Source organism: Polynucleobacter nymphae (assembly GCF_018882155.1).
GTDB classification, from domain to species: Bacteria; Pseudomonadota; Gammaproteobacteria; order Burkholderiales; family Burkholderiaceae; genus Polynucleobacter; species Polynucleobacter nymphae.
In genome coordinates, this window is the sequence record NZ_JACVPA010000001.1 from 1470950 (window position 1) to 1488338 (window position 17389).

Genomic DNA, 17389 nt, shown 5'->3' on the forward strand with positions numbered 1-17389 from the left:
TAAGGCTGGTCTGGATCCATGAGTCATTATCGCCGTCGCGCCGGCCTTTGCGCCCCTCTTTTTTTAGCTATAACCCCGCGCGTAATTATGGGGGTGATATTGCTTCAGCTCGCACTCCCGATTCGGGCGCAGGCCCCAGCTCCATTGCCCGCAGTCTCGCAGTCGAATCCCAATACTGTTTTATTGCCAGACCGTGGAAATGTCACCATTTTAAGGTTGGATGATCAGCTTCGCGTAGGAAAGCCAATTGAAGATGGTAAAGCGTTGACCTTTACATCCAGCGACTCAATTGATGGTGTGGTCGACCGTGATATGCACTTGAAAGGACGCGCTCAAATTCGCCGCAATGGAGCAGTCCTTAAAGCTGACGAAATCACTTACAACCCAGATACCGATGTGGCAGATTTACTTGGGAATGCTGAGCTCTCAAAAGGGAATGTGACCTTCAGGGGTCCCAAGGGGCAATTTAAAGTAGATGCGCGTGAAGGCGCCATGGAAACGCCAACTTTTGAGATTCGTGACACCCGTGGAAGTGGGTCTGCAAAAAAACTAACAGTTGAGGGTCCAGACGTATTTGTTTTCGACAAGGCAACCTACACCACCTGTACCCCAGAAAACATGGATTGGTATTTCACTGTGGGTAGCTTGGAAATTGATAACGAGCAAAAAGAGATGATTGGTACCCATGGAGTGATGCGATTCTTTGATGTGCCGATTGCCTATGTCCCTTATTTCACCGCGCCTACAGGTGGGCAACGCCGAACAGGTATTTTGGCACCAGTTGTGGGATACAACTCAAATAACGGCCTGGATATTACGCAGCCCTACTACGTCAATATTGCACCGAATCGTGACCTGTTATTAATGCCGCGTTATATGAATCATCGTGGAACGATGTTAGGTGCGCAGTATCGTTTTTTGGACACAAAATATTCTGGAACTTTGGCCGGCGATTATTTGCCCTACGATAAACAGACTGGCACTGATCGATGGAGATATGACTGGCAGCAACGACAAATATTTGGTGGTGGGGTTGGGCCTGGCGGGGTGCCGCTACCTGGCTCATGGTCGGGTTATGCGAACGTCGCTAGGGTTTCAGATAATCTGTATCCAACACAGTTTTCACAAAGTATTGCTGGGGCAATAACCAATCAGTTTCGACAGGAAGTTGGAACAAGCAAGTCGCTTACAGGAAGTTTAAGTAACTGGAATGTCACTGCAAGAGCTCTGACATTTCAAACGCTACAGCCAGATCCTACCGTTACCGTGCAGGCGCCATATAACGTTTTACCAAACGTTACTGCTACCTACAATAATCGCTTAACTCCAGCTGCTTCAGACGCTAGTGGAAAGTATGTAACCATACCAACTGGTCCAGCAACTTCATTTTCTACAGACTTCACGCGTTTTGCATACAACATTCAAGGGAACTTGGCCGCTACTGCTCCTGGTGTTTACAGTCAGGCGGATAGAACGGTAGTTAAAGGGGCAATGTCTCTCCCACAGGTTACCCCTGGTTATTACTTAACCCCTAAGGTAAGTTTTCAATCCAATAACTACAACGCTACTCCATTTAATAATGTTGGAGCAGCACCAGTACAAGGTTTCACCATTCCAACATTTAGCTTAGATTCTGGGATGGCATTTGAACGAGAAGCAGCTGAGCTAAAAGGCTTCTTTGGGCGTGACATGTTGCTCACAATGGAGCCAAGAGCTTTTTATGTATATACCCCTTATCAAAGTCAAGCACAGACACCCACTTTCGATACGGCTGATGCTGGCTTTGGTGTATCACAGATATTTGCTGAAAATACATTTATTGGAAATGATCGGATTGCCGACAGAAATGCAGCAACTTTGGGTATGACAAGCAGAATGATCGAGGCAAATACTGGTGCTGAACGAGCCAATGTCACGCTGGCACAACAACAACAATTCACCGGACAAAAGGTTGGCTTAAACGGTAATATCGTTAATCCCACAACTTATTCTGATACTTTGGGTTCAGGCTCTGTTCGCTTACTTGGAAACTTTAGCGCTGACATGTTTGGGCAGTACAACACCCAGCTCAATCGTTTTGTACAAACTACAGTAGGCGGAAGTTGGCGCCCAACTCCTGGCAGAAGTCTGAATTTTGGCTGGCGCAATGTCTGGTCGCCACCTGTTCAAGCATCAGTTCAAAATAATCAGGCTTTTGTTCCATCTGCAACCACAACCGATCAGTACAATATTTCTGGCCAATGGCCTTTGACTCGCGAGATCTCGGTATTGGGTCGCTACGGTTACGATGCATTAACTACCAAAACATTAAATACTTTGGTTGGCTTAGAATGGACAAGAGATTGCTGGACGTTCCGCAGCGTATATTCACAAATGCTGAATACCTCCCAAATAACTACGACTCAAATACTCTTCCAAATAGAATTTAGGGGCTTTGCTAGTGCTGGGAGTAGTCCAGTTGATATCATGAGATTAAATGTACCCGGATATATGCCTACTTCAAAGCCAATTCCCCCTTCAATATATGAGAACTATCAATGATGTTTTATAGGAGTCGTTTGAAGCCGATTTTGATCGCTACCTTTATTTTGGGTGCTATTCCCTTTGCCGGTGTTGTCTGCTCTCAAGATTTGCCAAAAGCTAGCAATCCAACAGATAGCAAGATTCGAAATATCGATGGCGTTGCAGCAGTAGTCAATACGGGCTATATCACGCGCAAAGAAATTGATGACCGAATTTTAAGTCTGCAGAAGCAGGGTGCTAAATTACCAGACGCTGCTAATTTACGACAACTAGTTTTAGACCGTTTAATTATTGAAAAAATTCAATTACAAAATGCTGAGCAAGAAGGCATGGTAATCACCAATAAAGAGTTAGATAAAATTATTGCTGATATTGCTGCTAAAAATAAATTAAGTTATGCTGAATTAAAAGAAAAAATCATCGCTACAGGCACAACATTTGAACGTTATAAAGAGACATTGCGCGATGAAGTTGTTGTGAGTCGGTATCGAGAATACTCAGTAGATTCAAAGATGAAGATTTCAGATGCAGAAGTAGATAATTTTATTGGTGATCGTATGCGCGCTATTGCTGTTGGTAGTACACCACGCTCTGCACCTCCAGAAAAAGGAGCGCCTGAAGAAATTGATATCGCGCAGATTTTCATTCCAGTGGAGGCTGGAGCTGGAGCTGGTGCTCAGGCTGAAGGAAAAAAACAGGCTGAGATTTTATTGGCTAGTGCAAGAGGTGATGTGGATTTTTTGCAGCTTGGGGCCGCTACTGTAAAGGAAAATCCTAAAATCAAGTTTCAACAATTAGGTTATCGTACGCCTGATCGTTTGCCACAATTATTTTATGAGGCCATTCGGAATACTGGTGGTGGACAAGTTGCAAATGCTGTTGTAAAGAGCCCCGCTGGATATCATGTCCTCAAGGTTTTAGATCGTCGCGCAATCAGCGCAGCCCCTGTCCAGCAACAGGCTGCACCACAAGAGCCCGTATCTACTACACCCCAAAATATTGCTATTACACAAACTATGGCTCGCCATATTTTATTGAAAAATAGAGTGGGTTTAACTGATCAAGATGCTGAGAGGCGCTTGCAAGGATATCGCGACCAAGTGCGGGCTAAGACTTCTGATTTTGGTGAATTAGCTAAAAAATATTCGGAGGATGGGTCGGCACAAAATGGCGGGAATTTGGGTTGGATGGGTCCTGGAGACTTAGTGCCTGAGTTTGAGCAGGCAATGAATCGACTTCAGATTGGCGAGGTAAGCAATCCAGTTAAATCAGAGTTTGGTTGGCACTTGATACAGGTCTTAGAGCGTCGTGAAGCGCAGTTGACAGTAGAAAAGCAGCGGGAGTTTGCCCGCGCAGCAATTCGTGAAAGAAAAATGGATCAGGCCTATCAGGATTGGTTGCGTCAATTACGCGATACAGCAACTGTCAAAATCTTGAACGTAGATGATGCAGCTAGTGCCGCACCCCGTTAAGCTGATCATCAGCACCGGTGAACCAGCCGGAGTAGGACCTGAAGTCTGTCTGGCTGCAGCAAAGGATTTTTTAGGTGAGCAACCCAATGCGCAGATCACTTTGTTGGGTAATGAAGACTTATTCAAGCATTCTTCAGAAAATAATCTCAGCACATTTGATCGACTAAAGATTGAGTCAATGCCATTAGCTTCGCCTGTAGATCCAGGAGTGTTAAATCCCGCTAATGCTCAATATGTCCTCAATCTTCTTGATCGAGCTAGCGATGCCTGCATTCAAGGAGAATGCGATGCAATGGTTACGGCACCTATTCAAAAGAGTTTGATTAATAGTGCAGGCATTCCTTTTACTGGCCATACAGAGTATTTAGCGCAGCGCTCAAATACCCCACATGTTGTTATGATGCTCTGCGCTCCATTGCCAGCCGGGTTTCTAGGGATTAAATCCCGCAGAAATTTAAGAGTTGCCCTAGTAAGTACTCATCTTCCCCTAAATGAAGTATCCGCGTCTTTAAGTTATGAGCTCTTACTGGAAACGATTCAGATAGTGAACCAAGATTTGCGCACAAAATTTGGCATAGCCAAGCCAGTAATTCGGGTCGCCGGCTTAAATCCGCATGCTGGCGAGTCTGGTTATTTAGGGCGCGAGGAGATTGACATGATTGCACCTGCAATTGAGGCCGCTAAACAGCAAGGAATACAGGTTTCTGGGCCTTATCCTGGGGACACTATGTTTGATGTTGCAGCACTTGAGCATGTTGATGCATTTATAGCGATGTATCACGATCAGGGCTTGGCTCCATTTAAATTTGTAACCTTTGGTGGTGGCGTGAACGTGACTTTAGGCCTGCCAATTATCCGGACCTCTGTGGATCATGGAACCGCTCTGGATATTGCTGGAAAAGGAATTGCCGATTCTGGAAGCATGCTAGAAGCGCTACGTTTAGCCTATGAACTCGCCTTAAATAAAAGAAAATTAAGTTAAGTAATGCATCGTGCACGTAAACGTTTTGGGCAAAATTTTTTGCAAGATGACGGGATTATTTATTCCATCGTAGCCTTAATTAACCCTGGCCCAGATATGCACGTGATTGAGATTGGTCCTGGACTTGGTGCTTTAACTAGGCCTCTACTCAGAAATCTCGATCAACTTGATCTTCTTGAGATTGACCGCGACCTAGTCGCTTATTGGAATCAGCAAAATCTCGATGGCTTAACAGTCATTGAAGGTGACGCCTTACAGTTTAATTTTCTAGAGTGGGCTAATAATCGTTCTGGCAAAAAAGGATTTTGTAAGGTGGTGGGTAATTTGCCTTACAACATTTCTTCACCATTACTGTTTCATCTTGTTTCAGCTGCTACACAGATTGATGAGCAAATATTTATGCTGCAAGCTGAGGTTGTTGAGCGGATGGTAGCAAAGGCAGGAAGCTCTGATTTCAGCAGGCTGTCTGTGATGCTCCAGGCTCGTTACGATATGGAGCTTGTCCTAGAGGTTCCTCCCGAAGCCTTTGAACCTCAGCCGAAAGTGAACTCATCAGTAGTACGTATGATTCCACGCAAAGATTTCAATTTAAATGATGCTCAGTGGAGCGCTCTAGAGCAGGTTGTTGCGGCAGCCTTCTCGCAGAGAAGAAAAATGCTACGTACTAATTTACAAGTATTTGCAGAGAGATTGAGCTTGACTGAGATTGAATTAAAAGCCAGAGCTCAGGATATTGCAGTGGAGCGCTATCTTGAGTGGGCTAAAGTGTTAGCCTCTTAAGCATTCTTATTTATAAGCGCTGGGATCAATTATCCGCATTTCGGATTCGATCCAGCCTTCAACCTCTTGTTGTAATTCTTCACCGGATTTGCCTTCTGAAGCAATTGCTGGGCCAATAGAAAAGATTACTGTGCCAGGTTGTTTTAAAAAGCTGTTCTTAGGCCAGAAATTACCTGCGTTATGTGCAATCGGAATGACTAATGCACCGGTAGCACTTGCAAGGCGTGCGCCACCTTTGCGATAAGGTTTAGTTGAGCCTCTCGGTGTCCTAGTGCCCTCGGGGAATAGCATGATCCACTTGCCTTCGCCTAAGCGTTTGCGACCCTGGCTGGCAACTGAAAGCGCTGCTGTTTGCTTATTAGCTCGATTAATGTGAATCATCTTGAGTAAAGCTAAAGCCCAGCCAAAAAATGGAATCCAAAGTAACTCGCGTTTAAAAACAAAGCAAAGTTGTTTTGGAAGAAGCGCAATATATGCAATCGTTTCATAAGCAGACTGATGTTTGCTAAGAATAATCACCGGTTGATCAAGTACAGTATGCATATGCTCCATCCCGCGAATTTCATAGCGGATATTGCACAGATGCCACAAGAGCCAAATAACTACCTTGTTCCAAAGCCCAATGAAGCTGTAACGGTTTTCTGGGCTCAGGAAAGGAAATGCCAGCATACACAGCACTGACCAAATCGGCGTAAAGATCAGAAGAAATACAGCAAAGAGAGTGGAGCGCACATAAATCATATTTTCTCTAGGCCTTGTTTTCTAGAAGGGCATTTGCAAATGCCATGAGATCAGCGTGAATTTGCGTACCCTCAGGCAAGTTACCCTGATCTAAAGTCTTTTGACCTTTGCCAGTGAGTACTAAGTGGGGTGAAGCGCCTAGGGCAATGCCAGCCTGTAGATCACGTAAGGAATCACCAACAATCGGTACGCCTAAAAGGGGCTGAGCCTTATCAGATTTTTTATAGCGTAAGGCAATCTCTTTTATGAGGCCGGGTGCAGGCTTGCGGCAATCACAGCCGTGAGAATCTACATGGGGGCAAAAAAAGATGCTGTCAATACGACCGCCTAATGGCTGCAGGAGTTTATCCATTTTGCTGTGCATAGCATGCAGGTCATTAATCGCAAAATAACCCCTGGATAGACCAGATTGATTAGTAGCAATTGCGATTTGATAGCCTGCTTGATTCAGTAAGGCTATTGCCTCTAAGCTTCTTGGTAGCGGCACCCATTCATCAACAGATTTCACATAGTCATCACGGTCTTCGTTGATCACGCCATCGCGATCAAGAATGATGAGTTTAGAAGAGCTAATGCTCATGCCAATTTGCCGAGATCGGCAACAAGATTCATTTTCTGGTGAAGTTGTTGCAGGAGAGCTAGGCGGTTATCGCGTAACTCAGGATTGGGATCCATCACCATGACATCAGCAAAGAACTGGTCAATTGGTGTACTCAAGGCAACCAATGTTTTGAGGAGTTCAACAAATTGACGTTTTTCATAAGCGGTATTGAGGGTAGGAGTAATGCTCTCTAAAGCTTTATAAAGAGCGGCTTCTGCAGGAATTTGTAATAATTTACTAGAGCATTTCGCTGGAATAGCAGTCGTTGTTTTTTTGAGTATGTTGCTAATTCGTTTATTTGCGGCAGCAAGTTGAGTAGCTTCAGCCAGAGCATTAAATTCACGTAAAGCAGTTAAACGTAGGATCAAGTCATTAATTTGTGCTGGCTCTTGGCTGAGTACGGCATCGATTTCAGCGCTGGTAAATGGCTTTCCGGCAACTGATTGATCACGCAGGTAAGTGCGCAAGCGATCGATGATGAATTCATAAATAGCAGCAGGATTTGCTTTTTCTTGAATATCTTTTTGTGAGAACTGCGCGTGAGCTAATTCAATTAAGTCAGGCAAGCTTAAGGAAAAATTCTTTTCCAGGAGTAGGCGACAAATTCCTAGTGCATGACGACGTAATGCATAGGGATCCTTATCGCCGGTTGGTGCAAGGCCAACCCCCCATATACCTACTAAGGTTTCTAGCTTATCGGCAATGGCTAGAATCGTACCAGTCTGTGTTTGTGGCAACGTGTCCCCTGCAAAGCGGGGCATATAGTGTTCACTGCATGCGCTAGCTACTTCAGGATTTTCACCATCGTGCGTTGCATAGTAGCGGCCCATGATGCCTTGCAACTCAGGGAATTCACCGACCATATCAGTTAGCAAATCAGTCTTGGCAATTTCTGCAGCACGGCTTGCCAGTTTTTCATCAGCATTGAGCTTTTTTGCAATACCAATAGCAAGACTTTGAACACGCTTGGCCCGCTCTAGTTGGCTGCCTAATTGATTGTGATAAACCACTTTTCCAAGATCAGCAACACGAGAGGCTAAAGAACGTTTTTGATCTTGTTGGAAGAAAAAACGTGCATCCGCAAGGCGTGGACGTACAACACGTTCATTACCAGAGATGATGGCGTCTGGCTTAATAGTTTCAATGTTGGAAACGATTAAAAAGCGATTACGTAACTTGCCTTGCTGATCAGTCAATGCAAAGTATTTCTGATTAGTTTGCATTGTCAAAATTAAGCATTCTTGGGGTACTTCTAAGAATTCTTGATCAAAATGACATTCATAGATGGCTGGCCATTCAACGAGAGCAGTCACTTCATCTAATAAGCTATCTGGCATTAAGACTAAATCCTTGCCAGCAGCCTTTAGTAGGGCAGATTCAATTTGATCTCTACGCTGATTAAAACTAGGTACTACTTTGGCTTTGGTTTTAAGATCATTTTCATATTGGTCTGCAGTAGCGATAATGACATTACCTGGCGCTAGGAAGCGATGCCCCTCAGTTTGGTTGCCTGCATGAATTCCTAAGCTGCTGATATTTAAAGCTTGATGACCATGCAAGGCAATAATCCGATGGGCTGGGCGTGCAAATTGAACATCTTCTAATTGCCCATCTTTTTGTAGCACTTGATAGTGCATCATTTTAGCGATTGGCAATTTACTAAGTGTTTGTTCAAGTGCTGCTTGTGCAGTTTCTTCTAATGCAGCACCCTTGGCAATCACATTCAGGTACAGCGTTTCATTTTTACCTTCGCCTGATTTTTCAAGAGTGGCGATGTCGGTATCAGCATAACCAAGCGCGCCTAATTTTTTCAGTAATGGCGGCGTAGCTTTACCAGCGGCATCAAAGGCGATGCTAGTTGGTAATAATTTTTCACGAACAGGATAGTCAGGCGCAAGATTGAGAACGTTACTTATTTGAACTGCAAGGCGACGTGGCGTAGCAAAGCTGGTGACTACTGATGATTCGCTAGCTAGGCTAGCAGCTTTTAGAGCGTCAAAGATGCCTGCACTAAAAGCATCGCCTAAGCGACGTAGTGATTTCGGTGGCAATTCTTCAGTCAATACCTCAATTAATAAAGTGGCTGACTGTATCGGTGTATTGCTTTTGCTCATAAATAAATTGTTTGGATCTCAATACCTAAGCTTTAGCTTGACGTTGACACATTGGGAAGCCCAGCTTCTCACGAGACTCATAATAAGCTTGAGCTACTGAGCGAGAAAGGTTCCTAATGCGGCCAATGTAGGCTGCGCGTTCGGTTACTGAAATGGCGCCGCGTGCATCAAGTAAATTAAAGGTATGGGCTGCCTTGAGAACCATCTCATAAGCGGGTAAAGCAAGTGGCACTTCCATCAAGCGTATTGCTTCACTCTCGTAATTTATAAAGTTTGCAAACAGAAATTCAGTATTTGAGTGCTCAAAGTTGTAGCAAGATTGCTCTACTTCATTTTGGTGATACACGTCACCATAAGAAATACCATCTGTCCAAACAAGGTCATAAACATTGGAGCAATTTTGGATGTACATTGCCAAACGTTCAATGCCGTAAGTAATTTCACCAAGAACAGGCTTGCAATCTAAACCGCCCACTTGCTGAAAATAGGTGAACTGAGTCACTTCCATGCCATTTAACCAAACCTCCCAACCTAACCCCCAAGCTCCAAGCGTAGGGTTCTCCCAGTCATCCTCTACAAAGCGCACATCGTTTTCTTTGAGATCAAGGCCTAGTGCTGCTAGTGATCCAAGATAGAGTTCAAGAATATTTTCTGGAGCTGGCTTTAGAACCACTTGATACTGGTAGTAGTGTTGCAGGCGATTTGGATTTTCACCGTAGCGACCATCTTTAGGACGACGAGATGGTTGCACGTAAGCTGCCTTCCAAGGCTCTGGACCAATAGCACGTAAGAAGGTCGCGGTATGAGACGTACCTGCACCGACCTCAAGATCGATGGGCTGCAGTAGGGCACAACCTTGTTGGCCCCAATAATCCTGAAGTTTGAGAATGATTTGCTGAAAAGTAAGCATGATTAACCTGGCTAAGCCGTTGATTTTACATGGCTAACAGGGGGTAGAGTCAAGAATGACTAAAAATGTCGATGCCGAATCAGACCCCAGATCAGCAGAAGGCAGGAAATGCTCAAAATTGGGAAATTGCCCCAAATGACATAGGGAGTTTTGCCTGTATAAGGTTGCACCTGAGCGCTTAAGCTTGCTTGGGTAAATTCGGGCAGAGCCGCAAGTATCTTTCCGTCGGCGCCTAAGACTGCCGTAATACCAGTGTTGGTAGCGCGCAAGGCTGGTAAACCTGTTTCAAGAGAACGTAATTGGGATAGACGCAATTGTTGAGTTGGTGCTTGTGATTGCCCAAACCAGGCAAGGTTGGTCATATTAATCAGCAGGTTAACTGGCGCCTCACTATTCTGAATGCGAGAAGCTAACTCTCCACCAAATACATCCTCGTAGCATATCGTTATGGCAGCATAAATTGCAGGCTGATCCTTACGCGCAATATTAAAAGGCGCTTGTTTGAGGCTTCCTCTAGCAAAGTCACTCATAGGTACATAAAGGGCTTGAACAAACCATTGAAAGCCTGATGGAATAAATTCACCAAATGGCACTAAGTGAGATTTGTCGTATTGGTATGGAGGAACATACGGAGATAAGCCCGTAGCCCGGTTTGTATATTGCAAGCCTTTATCGGTAGCAACTTCACCAACTAAACCTAGGAGGAGATTACTTGAGCTGGTATTTGAAAAGTCTTGCAGGTATGTGATTAATCCAGCTGGAAGATTATTTTGAGGCCATGGAAATGCAGTTTCAGGAATGATGACAAGATCAGCAGCTTCTCTCTTGATTTCACTTACGTAAAAATCGATTTGCCTATTGCTTGCTAGTGGATTGAATTTAATACTTTGCTCAAAATTTCCTTGTATCAGCCGAATGCTAATCGGCTCGCCAAAAGGTTTTGTAAAAGAAGTCAATCCTGCTAACTGAGAAATCGTAATGAGAGCTGCAATGCTAACAATGCTAAATTTGAAGTGCTGCTTGAGTTGGAAAATTTCCCAAGAAGTCCAGATCACCAAAAAAGTACAAGCAGGTCCACCCAGGAATGGCGCTATAGATGCAAATGGCCCGTTAACTTGTGTTTCAGCCAAACCCATCCATGGAAATCCTGTGAATAATTCTCCACGCAGATATTCGCCAAGGACCCAACTCGAGGCTAAAAGTAGGCCTGACCAGCAAGAAGTTTTAAAGAGTCGAATTGATAAGCACGCGATAGCGAAATAGAAAGCAACATAAGTAGAAAGCAAAAAAACTGCGATGCTGGCGAGTGAGGCATTCATGCCACCTACGTTATGTAAGCTGATATAGAGCCACCAAATGCCCACAACAAAATAACCAATTCCAAATGCCAGGCTCGAGAAAAGATACTGTTTGAGAGACGAATCTTTTAGCAGTCTTAGACGCCACCAAACGACACTCAGTAGGGGAATCTGAACCCAGCCACCAAAAGGAAGTTCAGCGGATAGAGCGAGTAAGGCGCCTAGAAACAATAGTGTGATTGGCGCTAAGGAATTAACACTTCGATAGGTCTTACCAGAATGCAGATCAACCAAGATATTTCTCAGTCAAGGGCTTTGGCTATTTGGCGTGCCAGCAGAATGTGAATTTGCCTTGGATCGGCACGCTGTACTTCAAACTCAATACCATCGATTGTGATGAGTTCGCCAATTTTTGGAACACGACCTAGGTGCTGGACGACAAGACCAGCCACAGTTTCAATATCTTCTACTGCAAATTTAGTGCCGAGCGCTTCATTTAATTGTTCGAGTTCGGTTATACCTTTTACTCTGATATCGCCGTTATCAAGAGAAATGATATTGTCAGCCTCTTCATCGATATCGTGCTCATCCTCAATATCGCCAACAATTTGTTCAAGCACATCTTCGATAGTAATGATCCCTGCGATGCCGCTATATTCATCAACTACCACGGCTAAATGATTGCGATTATCTTTAAAATCACGTAAGAGAACGCTTAAGCGTTTTGATTCAGGAATGAAAACTGCTGGACGAAGCCAGTCACGCACTTGAAAATCTTTTTCTGTTACGTGGCGGAGTAAATCTTTGGCTAATAAGATGCCTATTACGTTATCGCGACTACCCTCAAATACTGGAAAGCGAGAGTGCGCTGCTTGAATGACGGTTTTGATCAACTCAGCAAGAGGCAAGTTGATATCGATCCAATCGATTTGGGCGCGTGGTACCAAGATATCTCGTGCACAAAGTTGACCAACTTGAAATACACCTTCAATCATCGAAAGTGCATCAGCATCAATTAAACCTTCAGCCTGCGCCTCACGCAGCGTGGCAATTAATTCTTGACGGCGCTCACTAGGCTTAGTTGGTAGCGGTGTTAAAAAATCAGTCAAGCGATTTAAAAGGGATTTATTGGGGTCAGGCATGTTCTAAGAATAGCGTAGAAATAAGTTAAATCGATGAATACATATCAGATCGTGAATTACTGGTCTAGATAGGGGTTTGCAAAGCCTAGTCGATGCAAAATTTTGAGCTCCAGCGCTTCCATTTTCCCGGCATCTTTTTTTGTCTCATGATCATAAGCCTGGGCATGGAGGCAGCCGTGCACAATGAGGTGAGCTAAATGTGCTTTTAAAGACTTATTTTGCTCTTTTGCTTCTTTTTGAATAATGGGTAGACAAAAAATAATATCTGCAGCTAAAGTAGTTTTTGAAAGCTCGTATGGGAAAGTTAAGACATTAGTAGCGTAATCTTTTTTTCGAAAAGAAAAATTTAGCTTCTTTCCCTCCGCCGTATTCACAAAACGCAGTGTTAATAAACCACCATAGCTTGTAGCAGCCTTCGCCCATTTTTTGATTAAGGTGATTGAGGCCGCCTTAGCTACAGAAGCCTCAATAGCTGGACTTGCATATTGAATATCAATGGTGAGTTTAGTGAGCATGGGCTTCGACTAATTCGCCTCTTAAGGTGTAATTGAGTACTTCGGTTATACGAATATCAACCATTTGCCCGATAAGTGATTCAATTTCTTGATCGGGTACTGTGAAATGTACAACGCGATTGTTTTCAGCGCGACCTTGCAGGTTGACACCATCTTTTGCTAAGCCTTCAATCAAGACTCTCTCAGTATTGCCCAACATTTTTTGGCTAATCCGATTGGCCTGCTCTTCAACAAGACTTAAGAGCGTTTGCAAGCGCTTGAGTTTGGTTTCATATGGAGTGTCATCACTGAGGTTGGCTGCAGGTGTGCCTGGGCGAGGACTGAAGATAAAGCAGAAACTATTATCAAACTCGAGATCGCGAACCATCTTCAATAGTTTTTCAAAGTCGGCTTCAGTTTCACCCGGAAAGCCCACAATAAAATCGCTCGATAAGGTTAAATCAGGTCGTACAACTCGCATCTTTCGAATGATGCTTTTGTATTCCAGTACGGTATAGCCTCGTTTCATGGCGGACAGTATGGAATCAGATCCATGCTGAACGGGTAGATGTAAATGGCTTACTAACTTAGGAACTTTGGCATACACATCAATCAGGCGTTGGGTGAATTCTTTAGGGTGACTTGTGGTGAAACGAATACGTTCGACCCCAGGAATGTCTGCAATGTATTCAATCAGTAAAGCAAAGTCGGCAATTTCTTCAGTGCCTCCCATTTTTCCAAGATAGGCATTGACGTTCTGACCAAGCAAGACAATCTCCTTAACTCCTTTGCTAGCGAGTCCTGCAACCTCGGTAAGCACATCATCAAATGGCCTTGATACTTCTTCACCTCGTGTATAGGGAACTACACAATAGCTACAGTATTTAGAGCAGCCTTCCATAATTGATACATAAGCAGACCCGCGTGTTTGGCGGGATGCGGGAAGATGATCAAACTTTTCAATTTCAGGAAAAGAGATATCTATCTGAGGGATGCCAGTCTTACGACGTTGTGCAAGCAGATCTGATAGGCGATGCAATGTTTGCGGGCCAAAGACAACATCAACATAGGGCGCTCGACTCACAATCTGCTGGCCCTCTTGGCTAGCTACGCAACCACCGACACCGATTAATAAATTAGGTTTAGTTTTCTTGAGTTCGCGCAAGCGCCCTAAATCAGAGTAGACCTTATCTTCTGCTTTTTCTCGAATAGAACACGTATTCAGAAGAACAACATCTGCATCTTCTGGCGTATCAGTCATGACCATGCCTTCATTGGCATGTAGGAGGTCAGCCATCTTGCCCGAGTCGTACTCGTTCATTTGACAGCCAAAGGTTTTGATATAGAGCTTTTTCATATGCCGTTCTCAGGTTTATAACTGGGGGCGAAGCTCAGATTTTACTGTTTATAGGAGTCGATAAGCCAGAATTGCCACTATTGTGGGTGGAAGTGCCGCTATTAGTAGGTATAGGGCCGAGACGGTTCCATTTGGAAAGTGGTGCCGCAAGATAGCGATCCCCGCTGGGTTGGGGGCATTGGCGATGACGGTTAATCCGCCACCAGCAACCGCGCCGCCCACTAAGGCTAGCTTGAAGTCCAAGGAAGTACCTGTAACCAAGGATCCCAAATACGTCAGCGCTGCATTATCTGTAATTGCTGTTAGTGCCAGGCTGCCATAAAAGACCGCAGTTGGACTCATCATTTGAAGAATGGGTTGTAACCACCATCCTTGAAGTGAGCCTAAGACTACCAACCCACCTAAGAAAAATCCCACTAACAAAGCTTCTTTTAGGATAAGCGGGCTTTGATGTTTGGGGTAAGCAGTAGTGTAGCCAATAAAGAACAACAATATCCACGTAAAGATAACGGGGTCATGAGCAAATACCACCACACCGATTAAAAATAGTAAATGCATCAAGATCACTGCGAGTGGAATTTTGACTTTTTTCGTAGTGCTACTCGGCTCGATGAGCTGACGATGAAATAGTAATGTTGCCCCAAGCGCATTAATAAAAATTGCAATACAAGATTCAATACCGAAGTTAGCAAACATGAATGCTGAGCTCCACTCCCAAGTTGAGGCCACCATCAGTACTGGTGGTGCAGCGAAGTTGGTTAAGGTTCCGCCAATGGAGACGTTGACAAAGAGCACACCCAGCGTTCCAAACATTAAGTTCTTTGAACATTGGTGTCGATATACCAGGTCACGTAATAGAAACGCAGCCAATGTCATGGCAGCAGGCTCGGTTATGAGTGAGCCTAATAATGGCGTAATTGCTAGTGCTAAGAAATATAGGGTCGGAGCACTTCTAATGCGCAAAACAAATTGCAGGCCTTTTGCAAGGAGGTGCAAAATTTCAGTAGAGACAAACAGAATGGGTTTACTGCCTGCCACAATCATGATGGCAAATACGAATAAAGGCTCTGTAAAGTTACGCTTTTCTAAAAAAGCTTTTGCGGTATCTAAATCATTCATAAAACACATGAAAATGATCAAAACTGCAGCCCAAAGGCCAAAAACAATTTCAACTTCACCTAGAAGGTGCCAAAGGCCTGCATGGGCCTTAGAATTTTTAGCCAGCGACTCAAAATAACCAGTGCAAAAAGTATGTAAAACTGCAATAGCAAAAATAATGCTGGCACCAAGTTCTGTGGGGGTAAAGTTCATTGCAGAATGGTAGCAGGTGATTCACTACTTTAAGAAATTATCACTTTAGGAGATTTTAGTGAAATTAAAAATTGGCTATGAAGAGCTTATTGCTTGCGCAATGGCCCAAATTGAAACCATTCCCCTAGAAAAAGCACAAGACTTACTAGGAGATCCCGATACCGTTTTTGTCGATATTCGTGATATTCGAGAACTAGAGCGCGAAGGCATGATTCCAAATGCGATCCATGCTCCTAGAGGAATGTTGGAATTTTGGGTCGATCCAGATAGCCCTTATTACAAGCCAATTTTTGGTGAAGGCAAACGTTTAGTTCTTTATTGCGCTTCTGCTTGGCGTTCTGCCTTAGCCACTGAGACGCTACAAAGAATGGGAGTCCCAAAAGTGGCGCATCTAGAGGGTGGGTTTAGTGCCTGGAAAAAAGCTCACTTACCCACTGTCGCTAAAGTGAGCAAACCCCATTCAGCATAACTCGGAGTTTAGATCAATAATCAGAATGGTTTAATTCATTTGAGGTCACCATGAGAAAAGTAGAGTCGCAGTTTGGCGAAGGCCCGCTCCAGCAAAAGTTGAGCGTAGGTGATTTGCATTTTTTATCTGATGCAGAGGTGAGTAAGGGCGGTGGCGGAACTGGGCCAAGTCCACATGAATATTTAGGCGCCGCCTTAGCGGCCTGCACAAGCATGACCTTAAAAATGTATGCCAGCCGTAAAGCAATGAGTTTAGAGAACGCTATTGTGACTGTTGATATTGAGCGGGCAGATGATGTTGAGATATTTACACGCGAGATTCAGTTAATTGGCAATCTCAATGCAGAAGAAAAAGAGCGCTTGCTGGAGATTGCAAATAAGTGCCCTATTCATAAAGCTTTGGCGGGGCAGATTCAAATAAAAACCCAGCTTATCAATTAATACAAGCTGGGTTTTTATTGCGATGAAGCCAGTTTTAGTTAGGCGCTTTAGCCGGCTGATTATTTTTACCAGCGTTATAGCCAGACTTATATTCTGACGCTTGCTCTTTCTTGTAAGCATCGTATACATAACCAGAAGCCGCACCAACAGCCGCGCCACCAACCGCACCCCAAAGAGGGTTGCCGTGGAAAATGGCTGTACCGACCGCGCCAGCAGCTGCGCCAATACCTGCACCTGAAAGCGTGCGTTGTTCTGTATTGCTCATATTTGAGCAGCCAGCAATAGCTAGAGTTGCTACGGTAATTGCAATAATTTTTTTCATATCAACTGATCCTTTGAATATATTTTAGATTTGATAAGTTCCGTGAATTATTTGCCGGCACATGGAAAGCGTGTAGCCATGAATCCTAAGAACACGCCGGCAGCTGGCTTATCAGCTACTTGTTGATTTGATTGTGCAAACTTTACAAAATCACCGATCACTTCATCGCGTGGTGGGGCAGGTTGCTTAACGCAAATAAAAGGTTTGGCGCTTTTGGGGTGGCGGGTAGCTAAATAGGTTTCATAAATCGCAGTAGTAAAGCCGATACAAAAACTACGGGATTCTGGGCTTGCAGGGAGCTTGCAATCGTTCACTAATTCTTGAGTGCTAAGGACTTTGATCTTTTCTTGTGCCTGGGCTAGGCTAGAAAATGCTGCCAGAGCAGCCAAAACAACGAGAACTTTCTTCATGAGTTACCCCTTAGGTATATGAA

General features: G+C 44.2%; 17 protein-coding genes. 6 read left to right on the plus strand and 11 right to left on the minus strand.

Going from position 1 to position 17389, the window contains the following annotated elements; all coding sequences use genetic code 11:
• Positions 1-93 precede the first annotated feature (93 nt).
• From ICN29_RS07685 to rsmA, 4 genes are read left to right on the plus strand one after another with little or no spacing between them, the layout of a single operon-like run.
• Entirely contained in the window at positions 94-2541 is a 2448-nt protein-coding gene (locus ICN29_RS07685; RefSeq protein ID WP_369411657.1) for an LPS-assembly protein LptD, read from the plus strand.
• Positions 2538-3995, plus strand: coding sequence for a peptidylprolyl isomerase (locus ICN29_RS07690; RefSeq protein WP_255538103.1), 1458 nt, complete (start codon positions 2538-2540; stop codon positions 3993-3995). The genes ICN29_RS07685 and ICN29_RS07690 overlap by 4 nt, the downstream gene beginning before the upstream one ends.
• A complete protein-coding gene (pdxA, locus tag ICN29_RS07695; protein WP_216132157.1) occupies positions 3970-4977 on the plus strand; it encodes a 4-hydroxythreonine-4-phosphate dehydrogenase PdxA in 1008 nt (335 codons plus the stop codon). The genes ICN29_RS07690 and pdxA overlap by 26 nt, the downstream gene beginning before the upstream one ends.
• Before the next feature lie 3 nt (positions 4978-4980).
• A complete protein-coding gene (rsmA, locus tag ICN29_RS07700) occupies positions 4981-5757 on the plus strand; it encodes a 16S rRNA (adenine(1518)-N(6)/adenine(1519)-N(6))-dimethyltransferase RsmA (RefSeq protein WP_216131367.1) in 777 nt (258 codons plus the stop codon).
• Positions 5758-5763: 6 nt separating this feature from the next.
• Here the strand turns inward: rsmA and ICN29_RS07705 are convergent, their stop codons facing one another.
• Genes ICN29_RS07705 through ICN29_RS07745 form a run of 9 tightly spaced genes read right to left on the minus strand, consistent with a single transcriptional unit; the run spans position 5764 to position 15725 of the window.
• Positions 5764-6498, minus strand: coding sequence for a lysophospholipid acyltransferase family protein (locus tag ICN29_RS07705; RefSeq protein WP_216131370.1), 735 nt, complete (start codon positions 6496-6498; stop codon positions 5764-5766).
• A 7-nt stretch (positions 6499-6505) separates the two neighbouring features.
• Positions 6506-7078, minus strand: coding sequence for a D-glycero-beta-D-manno-heptose 1,7-bisphosphate 7-phosphatase (gene gmhB, locus ICN29_RS07710; protein ID WP_216131373.1), 573 nt, complete (start codon positions 7076-7078; stop codon positions 6506-6508).
• Complete coding sequence (glyS, locus tag ICN29_RS07715; protein WP_216131376.1) at positions 7075-9213, minus strand: glycine--tRNA ligase subunit beta; 2139 nt, start codon at positions 9211-9213, stop codon at positions 7075-7077. The genes gmhB and glyS overlap by 4 nt, the downstream gene beginning before the upstream one ends.
• 25 nt (positions 9214-9238) lie before the next feature.
• Positions 9239-10123 (minus strand): glycine--tRNA ligase subunit alpha, encoded by an 885-nt coding sequence (glyQ, locus tag ICN29_RS07720; RefSeq protein ID WP_216131378.1) that lies wholly within the window; start codon positions 10121-10123, stop codon positions 9239-9241.
• Positions 10124-10182: 59 nt separating this feature from the next.
• Entirely contained in the window at positions 10183-11715 is a 1533-nt protein-coding gene (lnt, locus tag ICN29_RS07725; RefSeq protein WP_255538104.1) for an apolipoprotein N-acyltransferase, read from the minus strand.
• Positions 11716-11723: 8 nt separating this feature from the next.
• A complete protein-coding gene (locus ICN29_RS07730) occupies positions 11724-12563 on the minus strand; it encodes a CorC family transporter (RefSeq protein WP_216131381.1) in 840 nt (279 codons plus the stop codon).
• A 56-nt stretch (positions 12564-12619) separates the two neighbouring features.
• A complete protein-coding gene (ybeY, locus tag ICN29_RS07735; RefSeq protein WP_216131384.1) occupies positions 12620-13078 on the minus strand; it encodes an rRNA maturation RNase YbeY in 459 nt (152 codons plus the stop codon).
• On the minus strand, positions 13068-14414 hold the full coding sequence (gene miaB / locus ICN29_RS07740; protein ID WP_216131387.1) for a tRNA (N6-isopentenyl adenosine(37)-C2)-methylthiotransferase MiaB: 1347 nt from the start codon (positions 14412-14414) through the stop codon (positions 13068-13070). Before miaB ends, ybeY begins: the two co-directional genes overlap by 11 nt.
• 48 nt (positions 14415-14462) lie before the next feature.
• On the minus strand, positions 14463-15725 hold the full coding sequence (locus ICN29_RS07745) for a putative Na+/H+ antiporter (RefSeq protein ID WP_216131390.1): 1263 nt from the start codon (positions 15723-15725) through the stop codon (positions 14463-14465).
• Positions 15726-15783: 58 nt separating this feature from the next.
• Here ICN29_RS07745 and ICN29_RS07750 point away from each other — a divergent pair, with 58 nt between their 5' ends.
• A complete protein-coding gene (locus tag ICN29_RS07750; RefSeq protein WP_216131393.1) occupies positions 15784-16194 on the plus strand; it encodes a rhodanese-like domain-containing protein in 411 nt (136 codons plus the stop codon).
• A 50-nt stretch (positions 16195-16244) separates the two neighbouring features.
• Complete coding sequence (locus tag ICN29_RS07755) at positions 16245-16634, plus strand: OsmC family protein (protein WP_216131395.1); 390 nt, start codon at positions 16245-16247, stop codon at positions 16632-16634.
• Positions 16635-16668: 34 nt separating this feature from the next.
• Here the strand turns inward: ICN29_RS07755 and ICN29_RS07760 are convergent, their stop codons facing one another.
• Together ICN29_RS07760 and ICN29_RS07765 are read right to left on the minus strand one after the other, a co-directional pair.
• Positions 16669-16956, minus strand: a complete 288-nt coding sequence (locus ICN29_RS07760; RefSeq protein WP_216131398.1) for a membrane lipoprotein lipid attachment site-containing protein — start codon at positions 16954-16956, stop codon at positions 16669-16671.
• Between the two features lie 47 nt (positions 16957-17003).
• Complete coding sequence (locus tag ICN29_RS07765; RefSeq protein ID WP_216131401.1) at positions 17004-17366, minus strand: Rap1a/Tai family immunity protein; 363 nt, start codon at positions 17364-17366, stop codon at positions 17004-17006.
• Positions 17367-17389: the final 23 nt, after the last annotated feature.

Bases quoted from the DNA above. Each gene is read 5' to 3' on its own strand.
- ICN29_RS07745 (WP_216131390.1), bottom strand. From the start codon at position 15,725: ATGAACTTTACCCCCACAGAACTTGGTGCCAGCATTATTTTTGCTATT.
- gmhB (WP_216131373.1), bottom strand. From the start codon at position 7,078: ATGAGCATTAGCTCTTCTAAACTCATCATTCTTGATCGCGATGGCGTG.
- glyQ (WP_216131378.1), bottom strand. From the start codon at position 10,123: ATGCTTACTTTTCAGCAAATCATTCTCAAACTTCAGGATTATTGGGGC.
- ICN29_RS07760 (WP_216131398.1), bottom strand. From the start codon at position 16,956: ATGAAAAAAATTATTGCAATTACCGTAGCAACTCTAGCTATTGCTGGC.
- ICN29_RS07730 (WP_216131381.1), bottom strand. From the start codon at position 12,563: ATGCCTGACCCCAATAAATCCCTTTTAAATCGCTTGACTGATTTTTTA.
- miaB (WP_216131387.1), bottom strand. From the start codon at position 14,414: ATGAAAAAGCTCTATATCAAAACCTTTGGCTGTCAAATGAACGAGTAC.
- ICN29_RS07765 (WP_216131401.1), bottom strand. From the start codon at position 17,366: ATGAAGAAAGTTCTCGTTGTTTTGGCTGCTCTGGCAGCATTTTCTAGC.
- ybeY (WP_216131384.1), bottom strand. From the start codon at position 13,078: ATGCTCACTAAACTCACCATTGATATTCAATATGCAAGTCCAGCTATT.
- ICN29_RS07705 (WP_216131370.1), bottom strand. From the start codon at position 6,498: ATGATTTATGTGCGCTCCACTCTCTTTGCTGTATTTCTTCTGATCTTT.
- pdxA (WP_216132157.1), top strand. From the start codon at position 3,970: ATGCAGCTAGTGCCGCACCCCGTTAAGCTGATCATCAGCACCGGTGAA.
- rsmA (WP_216131367.1), top strand. From the start codon at position 4,981: ATGCATCGTGCACGTAAACGTTTTGGGCAAAATTTTTTGCAAGATGAC.
- ICN29_RS07755 (WP_216131395.1), top strand. From the start codon at position 16,245: ATGAGAAAAGTAGAGTCGCAGTTTGGCGAAGGCCCGCTCCAGCAAAAG.
- ICN29_RS07690 (WP_255538103.1), top strand. From the start codon at position 2,538: ATGATGTTTTATAGGAGTCGTTTGAAGCCGATTTTGATCGCTACCTTT.
- glyS (WP_216131376.1), bottom strand. From the start codon at position 9,213: ATGAGCAAAAGCAATACACCGATACAGTCAGCCACTTTATTAATTGAG.